Source organism: Xanthomonas hydrangeae, from assembly GCF_032697525.1.
Taxonomy (GTDB): domain Bacteria; phylum Pseudomonadota; class Gammaproteobacteria; order Xanthomonadales; family Xanthomonadaceae; genus Xanthomonas; species Xanthomonas hydrangeae.
In genome coordinates, this window is record NZ_CP103836.1 from 2,226,560 (window position 1) to 2,245,696 (window position 19,137).

Below are 19,137 nucleotides of genomic sequence, written 5' to 3' on the forward strand. Positions count from 1 at the left end.
TGCCGGGCGGCCAGACAGTTCTGCCACGGAGCGTTTCCGCCGACAGGGCCTCTCTTGGGCGTTATGCCCACCGCGAGATTCGTTCTGTAACGGATTGACCTTGAATTCCTCGGTCTAGAACCCTAGACTCGCAACCCAAGTGGACTGGGGGTTCCCGGTCGGCGTCATAGCCTCGGTGAGATCACCGGGGCTTTTCGCTTTCTGGCGGTGGGAAAATCTTCAGGCCCCAGCCTTCGTAGTTCATTCCCAGCTTGCGCCTGCCGTCCTTGCAGAAGAATTTGCGCTGCAGCACATCGAATGCTCGGTTAGCGTGATCCGGACGAAGGACCGATAGGCCAATGGGACGTGCAACCAGGTCGGCTAATTGCAGGCCAGAAGAATTGGCTTTCTTGTCCGCAAACACGAGGGTGAAAGGAAGTGGCCGGCTCCAGCGGTTTGCATCATCGCAGATACGCCTGAATTCAAGCTCCAGATCACGATCTTCCTTCTTGCCGCGACATTCGACCACCACGTGCGTTGGAACGGCGTCCTGCTTCTTTTCCTGCATCAGCTCAAAAAGCGTTTCCAGGCAAAATGCCAGCGCCAAGTGATAAGGGTTGTTCCCCATCTGGGCCCGTTCCTTGAGTCGCGTCTTGTCGATGACGCAGCTGATCAGGATGAAATTGTTTGCCTCGATGATGCTGGTCAGTTCATCCAGAAAGAGCATTTTTTCCGACCGATCATTGAAACGGAAGTGTCCTTTTTCCTTGCGGATTTCGTGCTCGTGAAGAATCACGACGTCATGTCCGAAATGCCGGAACTTGAACGACTCGATGGCAGGAACCACGTGCTGCGCGTAGTGCCCTTTGTGGAAAACACAGAAAGCCAGCACAAACACCGGATAGTTCGGGTCCACTGTCTCCAGACCATGGTCGCCACTCTCATCGACGTAAACGATGTAGTGACTGTATTGAGCGTTTTGAGTGGCCAACGGTGGGGGCGTCGCTACTCCGCCCTTTGCTTGCGCAAGAGGGAGCAAAAATTGCCCCTCTACGCCGGACACCACCGGACGTGTCTTGTCTGATCCGCGTTTCGGCATCACCACTCCCTGGTCTTATGCATTGAACAGCGAGTAAGCAGATTAGATGCTCATCTCCGGGCACACAATGTTCAAACCGCTCGCTGGCCGTCTGCCACGGCACAAGTGTTCCAGAGACTAGGGTTGGCGGCGGCCATCCAGTACCAACGCGTCATCCAACTCCGGCCCGCCACCCCGATTGGCGCTTCCCGCAACCAGATAGAGATCGCCGTCGACGGCGGCAGCCTGTGTGCCGTGACGCCCTTGTGGCAACGCAGGCAGCGTCTTCCAGGTGGCGGTGGCCGGGTCGTAGGCCTCCACTTCGTCGTGCGCCTTGACCTGGCGCGTACTCTCGCCGCCCATCACCAGCAGCTGGCCATCGCGTGCGATGGCTGCTGTGCCCGCGCGTGGGGTCGGTAACGCAGCCTGGGCGACAGTCCAGGTGCCGCGCTCGATGTCGTAGATATCGACCTCGCCGATTGTCTGCGCCAGGGTGTTGCCACTTTCATGCGCCGAGCGTCGTCCACCGGCCGCATACAACTTGCCATCGATCACCACCGCGTGAAAATGGTCGCGCGCGCGTGGTGCATCGGCCAGTTGCGTCCATTGCTGCGTTTTCGTGTCGAACGCATCCAGCCATGGCACATAGCCGCTCATGTGGCCGCGCGTATTGCCGCCGACCAGGTACAGCACGCCATCGTGTTCCACCGTTCCGGCAGCGCCGCGGCGGCGATCCTTCGGGATCTCCGCACCCACCTGCCAGCGATCGGTGGCAGGGTCGTAGATCAACAGGTGGGTCAGCGCGGCTTCTTCCGGATAGTCACCGGTCAGGCCGCCGACGAAGTAGAGTTTTCCGGACGACACCACCGCCTGCGCGTGGCTCACTGCCAGCGGCGGCGGGCTGCCTTTGGACCAGCGGTGCGTGTTGGTATCGAAGATGTCCAAGGGCCGATTATCGCGCCCACCGATCAGGTACAGACGGTCGCCGATGGCGACCAGGCTGTTCTCGTGACGCGCATGCGGTTTGCCTTTGCCAGAAACACTCTTCCACTGCGCATCAGATTGCGCCGCCGACACTCCAGGCGCATGTACCGCAGTCTGGGCAAACGCAGGCACGCATGCGGATGCAAGCAACAGAACAGCCACACGGAATGCGTTCGCTGACGGTGTCATGGAAGGTCGCTCTCTGAGTGCGAAGTGCAGTGAGTGTATCGGTATCGCGATGCGGCAGCCTGCGAGGCCGTGCAGGACTTCTCAAGCAAAAAAAGCTGGGCACACGCCATGGCGGACTCAAAAAACACGCGTACCCGATCGCTCGGCGATGGTATCGGCAGGCAGAGCATGGCATGCGCTTGAAGCAACCCACGCGTCGCGCTGAAAAGGAGCGTGCCGATGCATTCGAAAAATCAATGCAGCCAGCCGGCACGCAGCGACTGCTTTCACTGCAACACCATCGACAACAGCCACGTACAAAGACACACATACGCAAGCAGCCCAAGACTTGCGGCCAAGGTGGTGCGCATGATCGCCGACTCCTGCCCCACCAGCTTGACCGCAGCCGCGGCAATGGCGATCGATTGCGGCGAGACCAGTTTCGCCATCACGCCGCCGGCGGTATTGGCCGCCACCAGCAACGCGGCAGGCACGCCGATCTGCGCTGCCGTCACTGCCTGCAGGTGCGCAAACAAGGTATTGCTGTTGACCACCGAGCCGGTGATGAAGACACCCATCCAGCCGATCACCGGCGACAACAGCGGGAACACGCCGCCAGCCTGCGCCAGGGCCAGGCCGATGGACGAAGACGCGCCGGAATAGTTGGTGACATAGGCCACCGCCATCACCAGCGACACGGTGGCCAGCGACTTCCACATCTCTTTCGCAGACTGGGCCAACTCGCCGGCTGCCGAGCGCAGGTTCAAGCGCGGCGAGAGCAGCACCGTGAGCACCGCCGCGATCAGGATTGCGGTACCGGAAGCGTTGAGCCAACCAACGTTCCACACCGCAGGCAATGTACGCACGCTGGCGACCAGTGGCGGAACTTCCTGCACGCGTTGATCGAGCAGGCCGATGGGCAGATGCAGCACCGTGGCTGCAAGCGCGCCGTCTGCGGCAAACAGCGCCTTGAAGGCCGGCAAACTCCACACCAGGATCGCGCCGGTGAGGATGTAGAACGGCGACCATGCCAGCAGCACCTGCTTGAGCGTCCAGCGTTGGGTGGAGCAGGGCGGTGCCTGCGCCTCGCGGTAGATGCGCCTGGGGCGCCAGAACCGCATGAAGAGTGCCAGCCCGCCCATGCCGGCCAGCGGGCCGAGGATGTCCACCAGTTCCGGCCCCAGCAGGTACAAGGTCAACGTCTGCACGCCACTGAACACCACGCCGACAAACAGTAGCACCGGCCAGGTTTCGCGCACGCCACGCCAGCCATCGAGCATCGCCACCAGCCCCGCAGGCACGAACACTGCACAGACCTGCACCAGCGCGATCAGCATCAGCGACATCTCGTCCAGGCGCACGCCGCCCTGCTGCGCGCCGACCAGCACCGGGATGCCGATCGCACCGTAGGCGCCCGCCGCGCCGTTGGCCAGCAGGCACAACATCGCTGCCTTGAGCGGACGGAAGCCCAACTCCACCAGCAGTGCCGCGCAGATGGCAATCGGCACGCCGAAGCCTGCAGCGCCTTCCAGAAATCCGCCGAAGCAGAACGCGATCAGCAACACCTGGATGCGTTGGTCTTCGGACACCGTGGCGATGCTGCCGCGGATCACCTCGAACTTGCCGCTGCGGATCGCCAGCTTGTACAGCCACACCGCCATCAGCACGATGAAGCCGATCGGGAAGATGCCGTTGGCAATCCCCAGCAGCGCGGCGCCCACGATGCTTCCCATCGGCATGCCGAACACCAGCGACGACACCGCCACCGAGACCAGCACCGCCAGGGACGCAGCAGTCAGCCCCTTGAGCCGCAGTACCGTCAGCGCCAACAGAAAGAACACCACCGGCAAGGCAGCCAGCAAGGCCGAGAGGTTGGCGTTACCGAGCGGGTCGTAGAGTTGTTGCCACATGGTCGGGCCTGCGCGGGTGGTGAGCGGAAAAGGTGACGCTAAGGTGCCGGAACAAGATTCGCGCACGCAGTGCCCGCAGCGAAATCAGCGAGGTTGCGCAGGGTGATTTCGGAGATCTCCTGCAGCGCTTCGGCGGTGAAGAATCCCTGGTGCCCGGTCACCAAGACATTGGGGAAGGTCATCAGGCGTTGAAACACATCGTCGTCGATGATCTCGCCGGAGCGGTCCTGAAAGAACAGGGCGCTTTCCTGCTCGTAGACATCGATGGCCAGATGACCGAGCTGGCGGGACTTGAGCGCGCGGATCACCGCATCGGTATCCACCAGCCCGCCACGCGAGGTGTTGACCAGCATCGCGCCGGGCTTCATCGAGGTCAGCGCTGCGTCATCGATCAGGTGTTGCGTTGCCGGCGTCAGCGGGCAGTGCAGCGAGACGATATCCGCGCGTGCGAGCAGCGTCTCCAGTTCGACCCGCTGCCCGAGTGTCTCGAAGCCAGGCGTGGGATAGGGATCGTAGCCCAGCACATCGCAGCCCATCCCCTGGAAAATACGCGCAGTCGCCAGCCCGATCTTGCCCAGCCCGACCAGGCCCACCGTCTTGCCGTGCAAGGTGCGGCCGAGCAGGCCATTGAGCATGAAATTGCCCTCGCGCACGCGGTTGTAGGCACGGTGCGTCTGGCGGTTGAGCGTCATGACCAGTGCCAGGGTGTGCTCGGCCACTGCTTCGGGCGAGTAGGCCGGCACGCGTGCGACGAACAAATCCAGCGCCTTAGCGGTGACAAGGTCGATGTTGTTGAAGCCGGCGCAGCGCAGCAGTACCGCGCGCACGCCCATCGCGTGCAGCGCCTGCAGCACAGGTGCATCCAGTTGATCGTTGACGAATACGCAGACTGCTTCGCAGCCCTGCGCCAGCGTTGCGGTCTGCAGATCGAGCGATGCTTCGAAGTAAACGAACTCGGCTGTGGAGTCCTCTCTCAAGCGCAGTTTCGCTTCTTCGAGAAATCGCTTGTCGTAAGGGCGCGTGCTGAAGACAGCCATTTTCATGCAGAGAACTCCATAGGTGCGAGAACACGGTAGCTCACCAGCCGCCACGCGTCTTGCACCGCGTTTCGCCAACCAGTGCAGACACGGTTAGCTCAAGCGGCCGCATGAAGTCAGCCTGGGACTGAGCTTCGCCCCTGTATATCGAGTTCCAACACTAGGTGAATGCTCATCTGCGAACCGGCCTGGTAGCGGTGCCGCGCGGGCTATTGATCGGCGATCAATAGCCCGCGTTGGTCATGGAGCCGGACGCGTCCGCTTGCTCTCGCTACGGCAACGGTCGGAACAGTACTTCACCTCGTCCCACACGCGTTCCCACTTCTTGCGCCAACGGAACGGCCGCCCGCAGTGCATGCAGGGTTTTTCCGGCAACTCGTGTTTCTTGCGCATGGCCATGCGGGCTTCACACCTGACGGAACATGGACGGGAGCAAGGGTGAGCCAAGCATGTCATGTTGAGCGACGTGGCGTAGCTTCTTAGCTGCGCAGGTCTCAAGCCGCTCAAACATAACGCAGCTAACTTTCTGCCATTTGCGCCATCACAGACAGTTCCCCTTCTCCCTTGCACGGGAGAAGGGGCGCAACGCGCCGGATACGCGCGCGCGCTCAAAGCGCGTCACCTTCTGCGCGGTCTTACCGCAGCAATAGCGGGCGCCACGCGGCTGATCAACAACATGCCACGCCCCACCGTGACCCGCAGCGCATCGCCGACAGCAAAACCGCATTGCTCCAACCAACGCCCGGACAACCGCAGCTTGGGTACCGCGCAGCCAACCACATCTTCGGCGCGCCGCACGTTGTAGTGCTGGCGGCTCATGGTGACCTGGTCCGGGATGCGGAAGTACGGCTTGCGTAAGGGCGGTGTAGGCGCAAGCGATGGATCGATCGATGTCTCATCGGTAGTGCTGGTGAAGACCGAACTCTGCTTTGCAGTCTTGCGCACAACGGAGGCGCGTTTGGCGGGCGATGCAGAGCTTGCACGGGCTGTCGCTTTGGGACGTGTCATATCGAACTCCTTGTGCGATAGGAAGTCCGCCGCATCGCTGTCAATCGAGGTGGCGGACGGCATGCGGTTGACAGACCGGCCACAAGGTACCGGCAGACCTTTCGGTCTCCGCACACCGCCCGCCATAGAGCGGGCACGCTCCCCGCGCAGACATCGTGCAAAGAAAAAGCGCCGACATCGTGCAATGGGCGCTGGTGCGCCTTGTGGTTTCGGACTGTCAAATCCGGCTGCGGAATGTGCCGCAGCAAAGGGATCTTGCTACTCGCCGATGGACCGAGTCAATACATGACGACACGGCTTTCAACCGATCCCTTTGATGTGGCGTATCGTTACACCCAAAGACGACTTCGTTATCCCAATACGAGAAAGCGATGACTTCCAGTGCCGCAGCACCAGACCGTACGATTCCACTGCTACCAGGCCGCTCAATCGAACGCACGGTCGCCTTCTATCGACGGCTTGGCTTTGTCGGCGACGCGCATCCGCACGATGCGGGATACGCGATCCTGACGCGCGGTGACGTCGAACTGCACTTCTTCGCGCACCCGGACCTCGATCCTGCTGCCTGCTATGCGGGGTGTTACATCCGGGTTGGCGATGTCGATGCGGTCTATGCCGCCATGCGTGCCGCTGGACTTGCGGCACATGGCATTCCACGGCTGGATCCTGTCGGGGACAAGCCTTGGGGGATGCGGGAGTTCGCGATTGTCGATGAGAACGGCAACTTGATCCGGGTGGGTCAAGTGATCAAGACCTGACTCGATGGCAAGGCCTGGCAGGACGAAAGGGAGTCATGCGTAAGCAGGGCCACGGAGCTACTTACACGGCACCCGCTTGAAGGTGAAATCGATGGTGCGCGGCTGTCCTTCCACAGTGCCTTCGATGCGGGCTTGCATACGCCCCTTTGCCAGTTCTTGGTAGGACACCTGCTCCGGGAAATCGTGATTCGGTGCTTGGAAGGAGACGAAGTTCTGGCCAGATTTGGACAGTTTGAATGTCGTTTCGGCTTGTCCAGATGGCAACGCCACGAACTCCAGCTGCCCACTGCCACCCAGCTGCAAGCGCATGAACTCGAACTGCACCGTCTTTCCGCCCCGCACCGTACGACTCATGCCAAGCATGGTCCCGCCCGCAGGTGACATCCAGTGCTCTATCGATCCTTTTTCTTGATTCTCTGCGCGCCAGCATCCTGCAAGCCAGTCAACATCCTTGAGCGCATCACTTGAAGATGCTTGGGCAGTTTGGGCGAATGCGATTGCAGCGGCCAGCAAGAGGCTGTTTGAGTAGCGCATGTGTATGGATCCAGTGTGTGGAGCATCCGTTCTAACTCAGCTTCTACAGCAACCTTTGCACGTCTGCTGGACTTCCGGCATGCAGCGCGGCATATGCGTGCTGTAATGCCTCCACAAAGCGCGCATCGCCAGAGAGCGGAGCAAATACGGCGTCGAGAGTGAGAAACGCTGCCACGTCGTGGATGGCATCGCCGGTTGCGTCGCGCCCGATCTTGCTCAGCACCTCGCCCAACGGATCGCTCAAGGTCACGCCATTACGTGCCTGCCTGCGCACGAAGTGCAACCACGCTGCGACCGGCAGGCATAGCCGGTCGATCCGTCGCCCGGCAGCCAGTGCATCGCCGATGGCGGTGAGCAAACGTACGGGGATCTTCTGCGAGCCGTCCCAGGCGATCTGGGCGAGCAGGTGGCGGATGGCAGGGTTGCGGAAGCGGGCCAGGATGGCGTCGCAGTAGTGCTGCGGGTCGAAGCCTTGCATCGGTTGCAGGGTGGGGGCGATGTCCTCGCGCATCAGGGTTTCGACAAAGGCGGCCAGTTGCGGGTGACGCATGGCGTCTGCGACCGTTTCCAGATCGAGCAGGCTGCCGAGATAGGCGAGCGCGGAGTGTGGGCCGTTGAGCAGGCGCAGTTTGGCGCGTGCGTGGCCGGCGATATCGTCGCTGAGAATCACGCCTGCGCGTTCGAAGGCGGGGCGGCCGTTGCAGAAGCGGTCTTCGATCACCCACTGGGTGTAACGCTCGCGTTGAATCGGCCAGGCGTCGTGCAGACCGGTTTGCGCGTGGACCTGCGTACGCAGCGCGTCGTCGGTGGCGGGGGTGATGCTGTCGACCATCGAGCGCGGGAAGCTGACGTGCCGGTCGATCCAACCCGCAAGCGCGGGATCGTTCTGCTGTGCGAGCAGCAACACCGCGCGGCGTAGCAGGTTGCCGTTGTCTGGCAGGTTGTCGCAACTGAGGACGGTGAACGGCGCGGTGCCTTGCTGCCTGCGCTGCTGCAGGCCGGCGACGAGATAGCCGATGGCGCTACGCGGCGTGGCCGGGTGGGCGATGTCATGCGCGATGTCTGGGTGTGCGAGGTCGAGCGTGTCGCCTGCGAGGCAATAGCCTTTTTCGGTGATGGTGAGGGTGACCAGACGCACGGCGGGGTCGGCGATACGTGCGAGCACCGCAGCTTGTTCGTCCGCGGCGCACAGCACTTCGCGGATGGAGGCGATGATGCGCAGTTGCGGGTGTTCGTCGAGCAGGGCAAGGGTGTAAAGGCCGTCTTGTGGGCGTAGGGCGTCGCGCACCGTTGGGCTGTGTAGCGAGACGGCGCAGATGGCCCAGGTGGGGTCATGGGCGAGCAGATCGTCGATGTAGACGGCCTGGTGGGCGCGGTGGAAGGCGCCTGCGCCTAGGTGGACGATGCCGATGGTGGTTGCAGCTGTGCCATAAGCGGGCGTTAAAACTACTGGCGGCAGGGTGGCAAGGGTGTCGAGCGAAAGACGTGGGGCGTGCATCGTGGTGTCTGCGCATTAGGGATGTTTGGGGAATCGCCTGCGCCGTACCCTCACCCCAACCCCTCTCCCGAGGGGAGAGGGGCTTAGGGCAATCGCGGCCGGAGGGTTTCTTTGCCCACGTCCGCAGGGCGAGGCGCTTTGAAAGGCGCTAGTCGTCGGTGACGTTGAGGCGTTGTTTGCTGCGGATGTCAGCGCTTGAGGCGCCGATCTGGACCTCGTAGGCGCCAGGGTCCACTGCGTAGGTTTTGCGTTGGTCGTCGTAGATGCGTAGGGCGTCTTGCGGCTTGATAGTGAAGCGCAGTTGCCGCTGTTCGCCTGGTTGCAGGGTGATGCGTTGGAAGCCGTGGAGTTCCTTGATGGCGCGTTCGCGTTGCGGCTTCAGCGGATGCAGATACAGCTGCACCACTTCATCGCCTGCGCGTTGGCCGGTGTTCTTCAGCATGACCGTGGCGGTAAGCGTGCCATCGGCAGCGACAGTGCTGCGATCCAGGCGCAGGTCCGAATAGGCGAATTGCGTGTACGACAGGCCGTGCCCGAACGGGTACAGCGGCTTGCCCTGGAAATAGCGATAGGTGCGGCCGCGCATGGCGTAGTCGTCGAAGGCGGGCAGGCGCTCGGCTTCCTTGTAGAAGGTGACCGGCAGGCGGCCGCCGGGACTGGCCTGGCCGAACAGCACATCGCCCACTGCGCTGCCGCCGCGTTGGCCGGGGTACCAGGCCAGCAGGATGGCGGGCACATGTTGTTGCGCCCAGTCGATCGCCAGCGCCGAGCCGGTGGTCAGCACCGCAACCACCGGCGTGCCGGTGGCCTGCAGTGCCTGCAGCAGCTCGCGCTGCGGTTTGGGCAGGCGGGTGTCGGTGCGGTCGCCGCCGGCAAAGCCGGGATAGTTGACGTCCATCTCCTCGCCTTCGACATCGCCGGTGAGGCCGCCGACGAACACCACCACCTCGGCATTGCGTGCGGCGTCCACCGCTTCCTGCAGCGGTGGTTTGGCGCCGGGCATGCGCCAGGCCAGCCGCACGCCGGCATCGCGGGTGGCCTCGAAGTATTCCACGCGCAAGTCGTAGGCCTTGCCGCCCTCCAGCGCGACGCTGGCGTTGCCGCCGCGCATGCGCGGAGCCTCGCTCCATTGATCGATGAGCAGCTTGCCGTCCAGAGACAGGCGCACGCCATCGTCGGCGGCGATCTGCAACTCGTAGGTGCCCGAGACCGGCGGCAGCAGCTGGCCATGCCAGCGCACGCTGAAGTCGTCCTTGTCGAGTGCGCGGTCGGCATGCAATTCGCCACGGCCCACCGCATCGTCGGTGGGGGCGTTGCGATCCCAACGGAAGGCGATACGCGGGTCGATGCGGGTCAGTACCGGCGTGCCGGCCAATGCGCGGCCTTTGAAGTATTCACCGGTCAACCCGTTCTGCGTTGCGCCAGCGGCCGGACGCAGATAGCGCGTGTCGATCGGTGCGGCGGCGTTGGGGTCTTCGCGTCCCTCCACCAGATCGCTGCCGCGCGCGTAGATCACTTGCGCCTGCGGTGCGGCGTCGCGGATGCCTTGCAGGATGGTGACCGGCGCGGCCGGCGTGCCGTAGTAGTTGCCCAGCAGCGACATCGGGTCGTCGGCGGTGGGGCCGACCACGGCGATGCGCTTGAGTGTGGGCTTGAGCGGCAACACGCCGTCGTTCTTCAGCAGCACCAGCGATTCGCGCGCAGTGCGGCGCGCCAGTGCATCGTGCTGCGGCGATTGATTGGCCGAGGCGGGAATCTGCGCCCACGGCACCTTGGCGGGCGGGTCGAACATGCCCAGCCGCATGCGTGTGGTCATCAGGCGCTTGAGCGCGGTATCGATGGTGGCTTCGTCGATCAAACCGGCACGCACTGCGGCCGGCAACGCGGCATAGGTGTCGCCGCAATCCAGATCGGTGCCGTGTTTGACGCCGAGTGCGGCAGCAGCTTCGGGCGTGGGCACGATCTTGTGGTTCTGCCAGATATCGCGGATGGCGGCGCAGTCGCTGACGATGTAGCCATCGAAGCCCCACTCGCGGCGCAGGATGCCTTCCAGCCGCGTGCTGGCCGAGGCGGACTCGCCATTGACGCGATTGTAGGCGCCCATGACCGCGGCGACCTTGCCTTCCTGCACCAGGGCTTGAAATGCAGGCAGATAGGTTTCGTGCAGATCGCGCTCGCTGGGATGCACATCGAAGTGATGACGGTCGGCCTCCGGCCCGCTGTGCACGGCGAAGTGTTTGGCGGTTGCATCGAGCTTGCGATACGGGCCCTGCTGCGCCTGCAGACCTTGTACGAAGGTCACGCCCATGCGCGCGGTGAGGAACGGATCTTCGCCATAGGTTTCCTGCCCGCGGCCCCAGCGCGGGTCGCGGAAGATGTTGATGTTGGGCGACCAGAAGGTGAGGCCCTGGTAACGCTTGTGCTCGCCGCGCGCCAGGAACGCGTGGTGCTTGGCGCGCGCTTCGTCGCCGATGGCGGTGGCCACCTCGGCCATCAACGGCGTGTCGAAGGTGGCCGCCAGGCCAATCGCCTGCGGAAATACAGTCGCGCCGCCGGCACGTGCCACGCCGTGCAGCGCTTCGTTCCACCAATCGTATTCGGGCACCTGCAGGCGCGGGATCGCCGGGGCGGCGTTCTGCATCTGCGCGGCTTTTTCTTCCAGCGTCATGCGCGACACCAGATCGGCAGCGCGCGCGTCGAAGGGGCGTTGCGTGTCCAGATACGGCGGTGGTGTTGCGGCCTGCGCAGTGGTTGCGGCAACTGCAATCGCCAGCAGCATGGGGTGTGCGCGTGCACGGGGTGTGCGAGCAACCGATGGAGCGAAGTGCGAATGCATGGTCAGTCCTCCTTGGTGGGGTCCGGTTCCAGCTGGGCAAAAGGCCCGATCATGCTGCCGACGAAGCCGCCGGCCTGTGCGGTGCTGAGCATGCCCGCATCATCGTTGCGGCGCAGCGATTGCCAGCCGCGACCATCGGCATCGAAGGCGAAGCTGTATGCGCCGCCGTCGCCGCTGATCTGCAGGCGCAACTGTGTGATTGCCGGTATGCGGGTGTGTGCGAGCGTAGTAGTTGTCGTGCCATCGCGCTTGTCCAAAAATACTTCCAGCACATCTCCGTTGCGTCGTACGCCCAGCGCATACCACGCGTTGGAATTTTGAAAGGCGGCAAGCCCGGCAATGACGCCGGCCTGCGTAGGCACCGCCAACGCGGTGCTCGCGGTGAAGCGTGTGTGTTGCTGGCGCCGCGCGAGGAAGGCCGGTGTGGCGGTGCTGTCCAGGCCGTGTGCACCGGCATGCAGCGTCAACCAACCGGGGCGTGCGCTTAGATCGGCCACATCATGTTTGGGCACACGTAGATAGAGCCAGTCGCGCTGTAGCGAGGTGGTGGCAAAGTCATCGCGCCACGTGAAGTTGCCCGACAACGGCGCTTGATCGGCGAGTGTCTTCCCGCCGCGCGGGCTCTTTGCGTGATACGGAAGCGGCTCGCCGGCCGGCAGGATCGACGGCCAGCCATCGCGCCATTGCACCGGCAGCAAAAAGGTTTCGCGCCCGGTGTTGTAGCGCTCGCCCGCATACGGCCGGCTGGCCAGGAACACCGCCCACCATTGCCCATCCGGCGTGTCCACAAGATCCACATGCCCGGCGTTGCTGATCGGGTGCGCGCGCTCGGCCGGCAGGTCGCGTTGGGTCAGGATGGGGTTATGTGGCGAGGCGATATACGGACCCCACACGTTGCGGCTGCGCAGCACCACCTGCGAATGCTGCGGCCCGGTGCCGCCTTCGGCACACGAGAGGTAATACCAGCCGTCGCGTTGATACAGATGCGGGCCTTCGATCCAGATCGGCTTGCTGGCCAGATCCACGCCGCCGTTGAGCAGCACCTTGCGCGGGCCGATCGGTTGATTGCTGGCGAGGTCGAAACGCTGCATCCAGATCGCGCGATGGCCTTCGTACAACGGCGCGCCTTCCGGTGGGCCGTTGTTGAGCAGGTACGCGCTGCCATCGCTGCTGAAAAACAGCGATGGGTCGATACCATCGATGCCCGGCAACCACGTCAATGACGACCATGGGCCTGCGGGATTGCTGGCACTGGCGATGAAGTTGCCGCCACTATCGACCGAGGTGCCCACCACATAAAAGCGCCCGTCGTGATGGCGAATGCTGGCGGCGAACATGCCGCGCGACACGCCCAGGCCATCGTAGTTCAACTGCTCGCGGCGCTCGACCACGTTGCCGATCTGCGTCCAGTGCACCAGATCGGTGCTCTCTAAAACCGGGATTGCCGGGAAATACGCAAAGGTGGAATTGACCAGGTAGTAGCGCTCGCCCACGCGCGTCACGCTGGGGTCCGGGTAGAACCCGGCCAGCACCGGGTTGCGGTAATGGCCGGCCGGCAACGGCGTGGCGAACACCGCATCGTCGCCGCGATACTCGAGCCAATCAAAGGCAACATCGGCCTCGGCTTGCGCCTGCACAGTCGCAGGTGCGAAGACTGCGATGACAGCGCCCAACACCACGTGGCGAGCCAGCATCAGAGCAGCGCAGGCGGCGCGCAGAAGCTGCAATGTCGGCCTGGCAGATGCGGGTCTCGCACAACGGCCAAGCCCGCCTGGCGGCTGTACAGCATCTGCATGTGATGCGTTTGCTCGCGTCGCGCAGGCGCCCGTGACGAACCGCATCACCAATCCCACATCGCGCCGTCTTCCAGGCGCGCAACCGGCAACTGCTTGGGCACGTAGGGATACTTCGCCGCCAGGGCCTCGTCGATCTCCACGCCATGCCCGGGTGTCTCGCCGCAGTGCAGGCGTCCATCGCGGAACACATAGTCGTGCGGGAACACCGCGTTCGCTTCGTCGGAATGGAACATGTATTCCTGGATGCCGAAGTTGGGTACCCAGGTGTCGAAGTGCAATGCCGCGCCCATGCATACCGGCGACAGATCGGTGGCGCCGTGGAAGCCGGTACGCACCTGATGCAGCGCGGCGAAGTCGGCCAGCCGGCGCACATGGGTGATGCCACCGGCGTGGACAATGGTGGTGCGGATGTAGTCGATCAGCTGCTGCTCGATCAGATGCTTGCAATCCCAGAGCGAATTGAACACCTCGCCCACCGCCAGCGGTGTGACCGTGTGCTTGCGAATGATCTCGAACGCGCGCTGGTTCTCGGCAGGCGTGGCGTCTTCCAGCCAGAACAGCCGGTACGGCTCCAGGTCGCGGCCCAGGCGGGCAGCTTCGATCGGGGTGAGCCGGTGGTGCGCGTCGTGCAGCAGTTCGATTTCATCGCCATGATCGTTGCGCAATTGCTCGAACAATTTCGGCACCACGCCGAGATAACGTGGCGTGGACCACACCGTTTCGGTCGGCAGTTCGCTTTCGGCCGGCTCATACGGTTTGCCGCCACTGGAAATGCCGTAGGTCTTCTTGATGCCAGGCACGCCGCATTGCGCGCGAATGGCGATGAAGCCGAGCTCGCGGAAGCGGCCGACTTCCTCGCTGGTTTCGGCGATGTCGCGGCCATTGGCATGGCCGTACACCAGCGCACCCTCGCGCGAGCGCCCGCCGAGCAGCTGATACAGCGGCATGCCGGCCATCTTGCCCAGGATGTCCCACAGCGCCACATCCACCGCGGCGATCGCGCTCATCGTCACCGGGCCGCGGCGCCAGTAAGCACCGCGGTAGAAGAACTGCCAGATGTCTTCGATACGGCCCGCATCGCGACCGATCAGGTTCGGTACCAGGTGTTCCTGCAGGTACGCCGCCACCGCCAGTTCGCGGCCATTGAGCGTGGCATCGCCCAGCCCGGTGATGCCCGAGCGGGTGCGGATCTTCAAGGTGACGAAGTTGCGGCCGGGGCAGGTGACGATGACCCGCGCCTCGACGATCTCGCGATCGCGGGCCGAGCCTTGCAGCGGAGCAGGGGAGTCGGGGGTCTGTGACATCGTGGTCTCGCTCAGGGAGAAGTGGCGGCAGTGATGGGGAGTTCGAACGGGCCGGCCGGCAGGCCGCTGCGGTCGTACAGGGTGCAGGCCGGGCTGTCGGCCCAGCAGTAGCGCACGCGTGTGGCATCCAGGCCGGCAGGGATGCGCAGGCCGATGGCGCGCTCACGCAAGGTGGCGGCGGCATAGCGGCAACTACCGGGCGCAGCACCACACACTTCGAAGCCGATCGGTGCATCGGCGCTGTAGCTCAGCAATGCGGTGTCGACGTCATCGAAGTCGATGCGCAGTGCGTCGCCGTCACGCCGCACGTTGCGCGGCACCGGGCCGGAAGGCGTAATCGCCTCGCCATACACCACACGCCGCGCTGCCCGTACCAGACGCCGGCCCAGTTCCTGCTTGTTGGCTGGATGGATGTCGTAGCGGTCGCCGATATCGATCGCCACTGCCAGACCTGCATGCGCATCGTTGGCCACGAACCGGCGCTGCGCCTCACGTAGTTGCGCCCAACCACTTTCGACCGGCTGGGTGGGCGGCGCGCCGTAGTTGGCCAGTTGCACGATCAGCAGCGGCAACTGCGCACCGAAGCGCTGCCGCCAATCGCGTTGCCAGGCCGTGAGAAGCGCCGGGTAATGCACCGCATCGCCAGCATTGGATTCGCCCTGGTACCACAGCACGCCACGCAGGCCGAGCTGACCGAGCGGAGCGATCATGCCGTTGTACAAGGTGGTCAGCCCGGCCGCCGACGACCATGGCGCGCGCGGCGGCGAGCCCAGCTGCGGCGGCACGATGCGGTACTGCCAGGGCGCGGCCAGCAGCAGCGTGCTGCCATCGGCGAATTGCAGCGCACGCGATTGCGCATCGCCCAGCAAGCCACCACGCCGATAGGTGTTGAGCACATTGAGCACGATGCTGTTGCGCCCGGCATGCAGGCGCCCGCGCGGCACGCTGTAGCGACGCGATTGATCGGCGCCGTAACTGCTGCCCACGCCGCGCCCGTTGACCCAGGTCTGGTCCAGCTCGTCCACCGGCCCCAGCAGCAAGGTAGCGTCTTGCGCGGCCTGCGCCTCGGTCAACTCGATGCTGGTGCGATACCAGACCATGCCGTTGAAACCGACCAGCTGCGGCACGTCCCAGTCGTCCCACGCGCCCAATGCCGCCGGTGCGGTTTGCCAGGCGCCGGGCGCATCCGGTTGCCAGGGCTCGCCTTCGCCATGCGCATGCCACCAGGCCTCCCACAGCGCAGCCCAATGCGGCGCAGCATCCACCGGATCGACGGCGTAACGCTCCAGCACATCCAGCGCCGGGCCATCGTCGCCGGCAGCACGCAATGCCTTCTCGCCGATCCAGGCCTGCAGTTGCGAGCCGCCCCACGAGGCATTGATCAAGCCCATCGGTACATCGACGGTCTTCTGTAACTCACGCGCGAAGTAGTAACAGGCGGCAGAGAACTCCTTCACCGTCTCCGGCGTGGTGAGCTGCCACGCCGCATCGCTACCGAAGCCGCGCTGCGGCGTCGGGCTGGACTGCGCCGGCACCTTGAACATGCGGATGCGCGGGTTGTCGGCGTCTGCGATCTCGCTGCGCGAATCCAATGTGCGATGCACCTGCAATTCCATATTGGATTGGCCCGAGCACAGCCACACATCGCCGATCAGCACGTCGTTGACCTGCTGTGCCACGCCCTTATTCGTGCGTGCGCTCAAGGTATAGGGGCCGCCAGCGGCATGCGCAGGCAGGCGCGCCTCCCAATGACCTTGCCGGTCTGCGCGTGCCTGCACCTGTTGCGAATCCAGTTGCACGCTCACGCGCGCGCCAGGGGGTGCGTCTCCCCACACGCGGATCGGCGCATCGCGCTGCAGTACCACATGCTCCTGAAACAGCGCATGCAGCAGCGGTGCATCGGCTGCATGCGCGATGCGTGGGAGCAGCGAGGCCGATAGCGTGGCGATGACCACAGCCAAACCACGCGCGCTCATTTCGGATTCCCCGGCGCATACGGAAATTTCAATGCCTGGTAATACCTCAACGGATGCGCCGGTGGCGCCGTGCCGGCAGGCAACGGTCGCCCGGAGACGCTCTGGAAGTAGGCGATGCTGGCATCGCGCCACCACTGCGCTTCGTCCTGCTGGATCGCCAGAAAATTCGCCACCTGCCGGTAACGCGGCGCATCGATCTTGCCCGCAAGGCTCTGCCAGGTGGTTCGTATTGCACGCACCTCGTCCACGCCATGGTCGTAATGCCACAGCAACTCGTCCCACAACGGCCGCCCGGAGGCCATGCGGTGGTCCCAGGCCACATGGTGGAACCACAGCAGATCGCGTTCCGGCACGCGTTGCACATCGCCGAACACCTGTGCCACCGGCTTGGCGTATTGCACCACCGCATTGCTGCCGCTGACACTGCGGTCGAAGCCAATCCCGTTGCGGTCGGCGCGGTGGTAATACACCGGGTCCCAATCCGGGCGCTCGCTGCCCGCATCCCACGGCGCCGGGCCGTAGTGATGGCCGCGTCCCATCAGATGATGCAGGCCGAGCGGGGTCATGTAGTCCACCACCGCTTCGCGCGAGCGCAGCAGCATGTCGACCACGGGCGTGACCACGGCAGCATCGTTGGAAAACGTCATGCGTACCCATTCCTGCGCGATCGTCTGCGGCGACAGTTCCGGGTTCCAGGCCAGCCGCCCGTACGCATACCAGTTGGCCTGATCGAAGATCGAGCCGCTCCAGTTGCGGTCCGCACCGATGTTGGCCACGCCAGCAATACCGGTCAACCGCGCGCGTTGCGTGTCGTTGAAGAGCGAACCATCCACGGTCTTGGCAACGGTCGAGCCCTTGCCGCGCGCATAGGTATCGGCCTGCAGGGTTTCGGCAAACAGCGTGCCCAGGTAGGCCAGATGCGTCGAAAAGCCCAGGTACTCCTTGGTGATCTGAAACTCCGGCATCAACGGCGTCTTGCGCATCGCCCCGAACAGCGGATGGAACGGCTCGCGCGGCTGGAAGTCGATCGCGCCGTTCTTGACCTGCACGATCACGTTGTCGCGAAATTTCCCATCCAGCGGCACGAACTCGCTATACGCCTGCTTGGCGCGATCGTCCGCTTGCTCATGCGAATAGACGAACGCGCGCCACATCACCACACCGCCATGCGGCGCCAGCGCGTCGGCCAACAGGTTGGCGCCATCGGCATGGCTGCGCCCGTAATCCTGCGGGCCGGGCTGGCCTTCGGAATTGGCCTTGACCAAAAAGCCGCCAAAATCCGGAATGCGTGCATAGATCTCATTGGCCTTGTCGCGCCACCACCGCTGCACCTGCGGATCCAGCGGGTCGGCGGTCTTCAGGCCGCCGATCTCGATCGGCGCACTGAAGCGCGCGCTGAGAAACACACGAATGCCGTAGGGACGAAATACATTTGCGAGTGCTGCTGCCTTGTCCAGATACTGCGGTGTCAGGCTCCATGCCTTGGCATTGACGTTGTTGAGCACAGTGCCATTGATGCCCAGCGATGCATTGGCGCGTGCGTAGTCGGTGTAACGCGGGTCCAGATAGCCGGGCAGGGTCTGCCAGTTCCATAACGAGGCACCGGCATAGCCCCGCTCGACCACGCCATCCAGATTGTCCCAGTGATTGAGCAGGCGCAGCTGCAGCCGTGGCGACTCGCGCACATCCAGTGCGGCGAGCGATTGGCCGGTCTGCAGCAGGCGCAGGATGTGAAACGCCCCGTACAACGCGCCGATGTCGCTACCGCCGACGATGGCGGTGATGCGATGCCCGCCCGCGCTGACGCTGCGAATCAGATACCCCTCGCGGCCCAGGCGCGCGGTGTCCAGCTTCAATGCAGCGATCTGCGGCGCCGTGGCGGTACCCAATACAATCGCACCATCGCGGGTCACGGCATCGGCCAGATGCGGCGCGCTGCCAAGCAGGCCCGACAGCCCACGCTGCAACTCGTCCCGCGCTGCGTGCAGGCTCGGCGAGTCGCCAGCGACAATCAATTCGCTCGCGCTATCACGCAGCTGCGCCGCATTGGCCAACGGCTGGTAGCGCAACCATAGATCATAGCCATCTTCGGCTTGCGCACTGGTGCTTGCCAACAGCAGTGTCATCACCAGCAGCCACTGCAGCAACAACGCACGGCAATCCGCGACACGGCAACCAGTCAAACATCTGCTCATGCGACATGCTCCATCGGCGCGAACGCATCCAGCCGTGTATCGCCGCTGTGCCTGCTTCCCGGTACCATGCCTCGCA

Annotated in this window: 14 protein-coding genes; 1 reads left to right on the top strand and 13 read right to left on the bottom strand. The window is 63.9% G+C overall.

Annotation, left to right across the window (positions count from 1 at the left end):
* Window positions 1-181 precede the first annotated feature (181 nt).
* The 6 genes from NYR97_RS09210 to NYR97_RS09235 all read right to left on the bottom strand — a co-directional run bounded on the left by NYR97_RS09210 (window position 182) and on the right by NYR97_RS09235 (window position 6,164).
* The gene (locus NYR97_RS09210; RefSeq protein ID WP_205392980.1) at window positions 182-1,078 is read right to left on the bottom strand and encodes a DUF3800 domain-containing protein; all 897 of its coding nucleotides are present in this window, start codon (window positions 1,076-1,078) and stop codon (window positions 182-184) included.
* A 117-nt stretch (window positions 1,079-1,195) separates the two neighbouring features.
* Complete coding sequence (locus tag NYR97_RS09215; RefSeq protein ID WP_316697642.1) at window positions 1,196-2,230, bottom strand: Kelch repeat-containing protein; 1,035 nt, start codon at window positions 2,228-2,230, stop codon at window positions 1,196-1,198.
* Between the two features lie 266 nt (window positions 2,231-2,496).
* The gene (locus NYR97_RS09220; protein WP_316697644.1) at window positions 2,497-4,119 is read right to left on the bottom strand and encodes an L-lactate permease; all 1,623 of its coding nucleotides are present in this window, start codon (window positions 4,117-4,119) and stop codon (window positions 2,497-2,499) included.
* 38 nt (window positions 4,120-4,157) lie between these two features.
* The gene (locus tag NYR97_RS09225; RefSeq protein WP_316697645.1) at window positions 4,158-5,162 is read right to left on the bottom strand and encodes a 2-hydroxyacid dehydrogenase; all 1,005 of its coding nucleotides are present in this window, start codon (window positions 5,160-5,162) and stop codon (window positions 4,158-4,160) included.
* A 234-nt stretch (window positions 5,163-5,396) separates the two neighbouring features.
* Window positions 5,397-5,555, bottom strand: a complete 159-nt coding sequence (locus NYR97_RS09230; protein WP_316697646.1) for a DUF2256 domain-containing protein — start codon at window positions 5,553-5,555, stop codon at window positions 5,397-5,399.
* A 219-nt stretch (window positions 5,556-5,774) separates the two neighbouring features.
* Window positions 5,775-6,164 (bottom strand): SymE family type I addiction module toxin, encoded by a 390-nt coding sequence (locus NYR97_RS09235; RefSeq protein WP_316697647.1) that lies wholly within the window; start codon window positions 6,162-6,164, stop codon window positions 5,775-5,777.
* Between the two features lie 371 nt (window positions 6,165-6,535).
* On the opposite strand from NYR97_RS09235, the gene NYR97_RS09240 reads away from it, so the two are divergent.
* A complete protein-coding gene (locus tag NYR97_RS09240) occupies window positions 6,536-6,922 on the top strand; it encodes a bleomycin resistance protein (RefSeq protein WP_316697648.1) in 387 nt (128 codons plus the stop codon).
* Window positions 6,923-6,979: 57 nt separating this feature from the next.
* On the opposite strand, the gene NYR97_RS09245 is transcribed toward NYR97_RS09240, so the two are convergent.
* The 7 genes from NYR97_RS09245 to NYR97_RS09275 form a co-directional block, all read right to left on the bottom strand.
* On the bottom strand, window positions 6,980-7,456 hold the full coding sequence (locus tag NYR97_RS09245) for a DUF6265 family protein (RefSeq protein WP_205392974.1): 477 nt from the start codon (window positions 7,454-7,456) through the stop codon (window positions 6,980-6,982).
* Window positions 7,457-7,499: 43 nt separating this feature from the next.
* On the bottom strand, window positions 7,500-8,954 hold the full coding sequence (locus tag NYR97_RS09250; protein WP_316697649.1) for a mannitol dehydrogenase family protein: 1,455 nt from the start codon (window positions 8,952-8,954) through the stop codon (window positions 7,500-7,502).
* A gap of 148 nt (window positions 8,955-9,102) precedes the next feature.
* The gene (locus NYR97_RS09255) at window positions 9,103-11,733 is read right to left on the bottom strand and encodes a glycoside hydrolase family 3 protein (RefSeq protein ID WP_316697650.1); all 2,631 of its coding nucleotides are present in this window, start codon (window positions 11,731-11,733) and stop codon (window positions 9,103-9,105) included.
* Between the two features lie 59 nt (window positions 11,734-11,792).
* On the bottom strand, window positions 11,793-13,484 hold the full coding sequence (locus NYR97_RS09260) for a glycoside hydrolase family 43 protein (RefSeq protein ID WP_425613052.1): 1,692 nt from the start codon (window positions 13,482-13,484) through the stop codon (window positions 11,793-11,795).
* A 146-nt stretch (window positions 13,485-13,630) separates the two neighbouring features.
* Window positions 13,631-14,890, bottom strand: coding sequence for a D-mannonate dehydratase ManD (gene manD / locus NYR97_RS09265; RefSeq protein ID WP_316697651.1), 1,260 nt, complete (start codon window positions 14,888-14,890; stop codon window positions 13,631-13,633).
* An 11-nt stretch (window positions 14,891-14,901) separates the two neighbouring features.
* Window positions 14,902-16,866 carry a sialate O-acetylesterase gene (locus NYR97_RS09270; RefSeq protein WP_316697652.1) on the bottom strand — a complete coding sequence of 655 codons (1,965 nt, stop codon included), beginning with the start codon at window positions 16,864-16,866 and terminating at the stop codon, window positions 14,902-14,904.
* Window positions 16,863-18,992 carry an alpha-glucuronidase family glycosyl hydrolase gene (locus tag NYR97_RS09275; RefSeq protein ID WP_425613068.1) on the bottom strand — a complete coding sequence of 710 codons (2,130 nt, stop codon included), beginning with the start codon at window positions 18,990-18,992 and terminating at the stop codon, window positions 16,863-16,865. Before NYR97_RS09275 ends, NYR97_RS09270 begins: the two co-directional genes overlap by 4 nt.
* Window positions 18,993-19,137 lie beyond the last annotated feature (145 nt).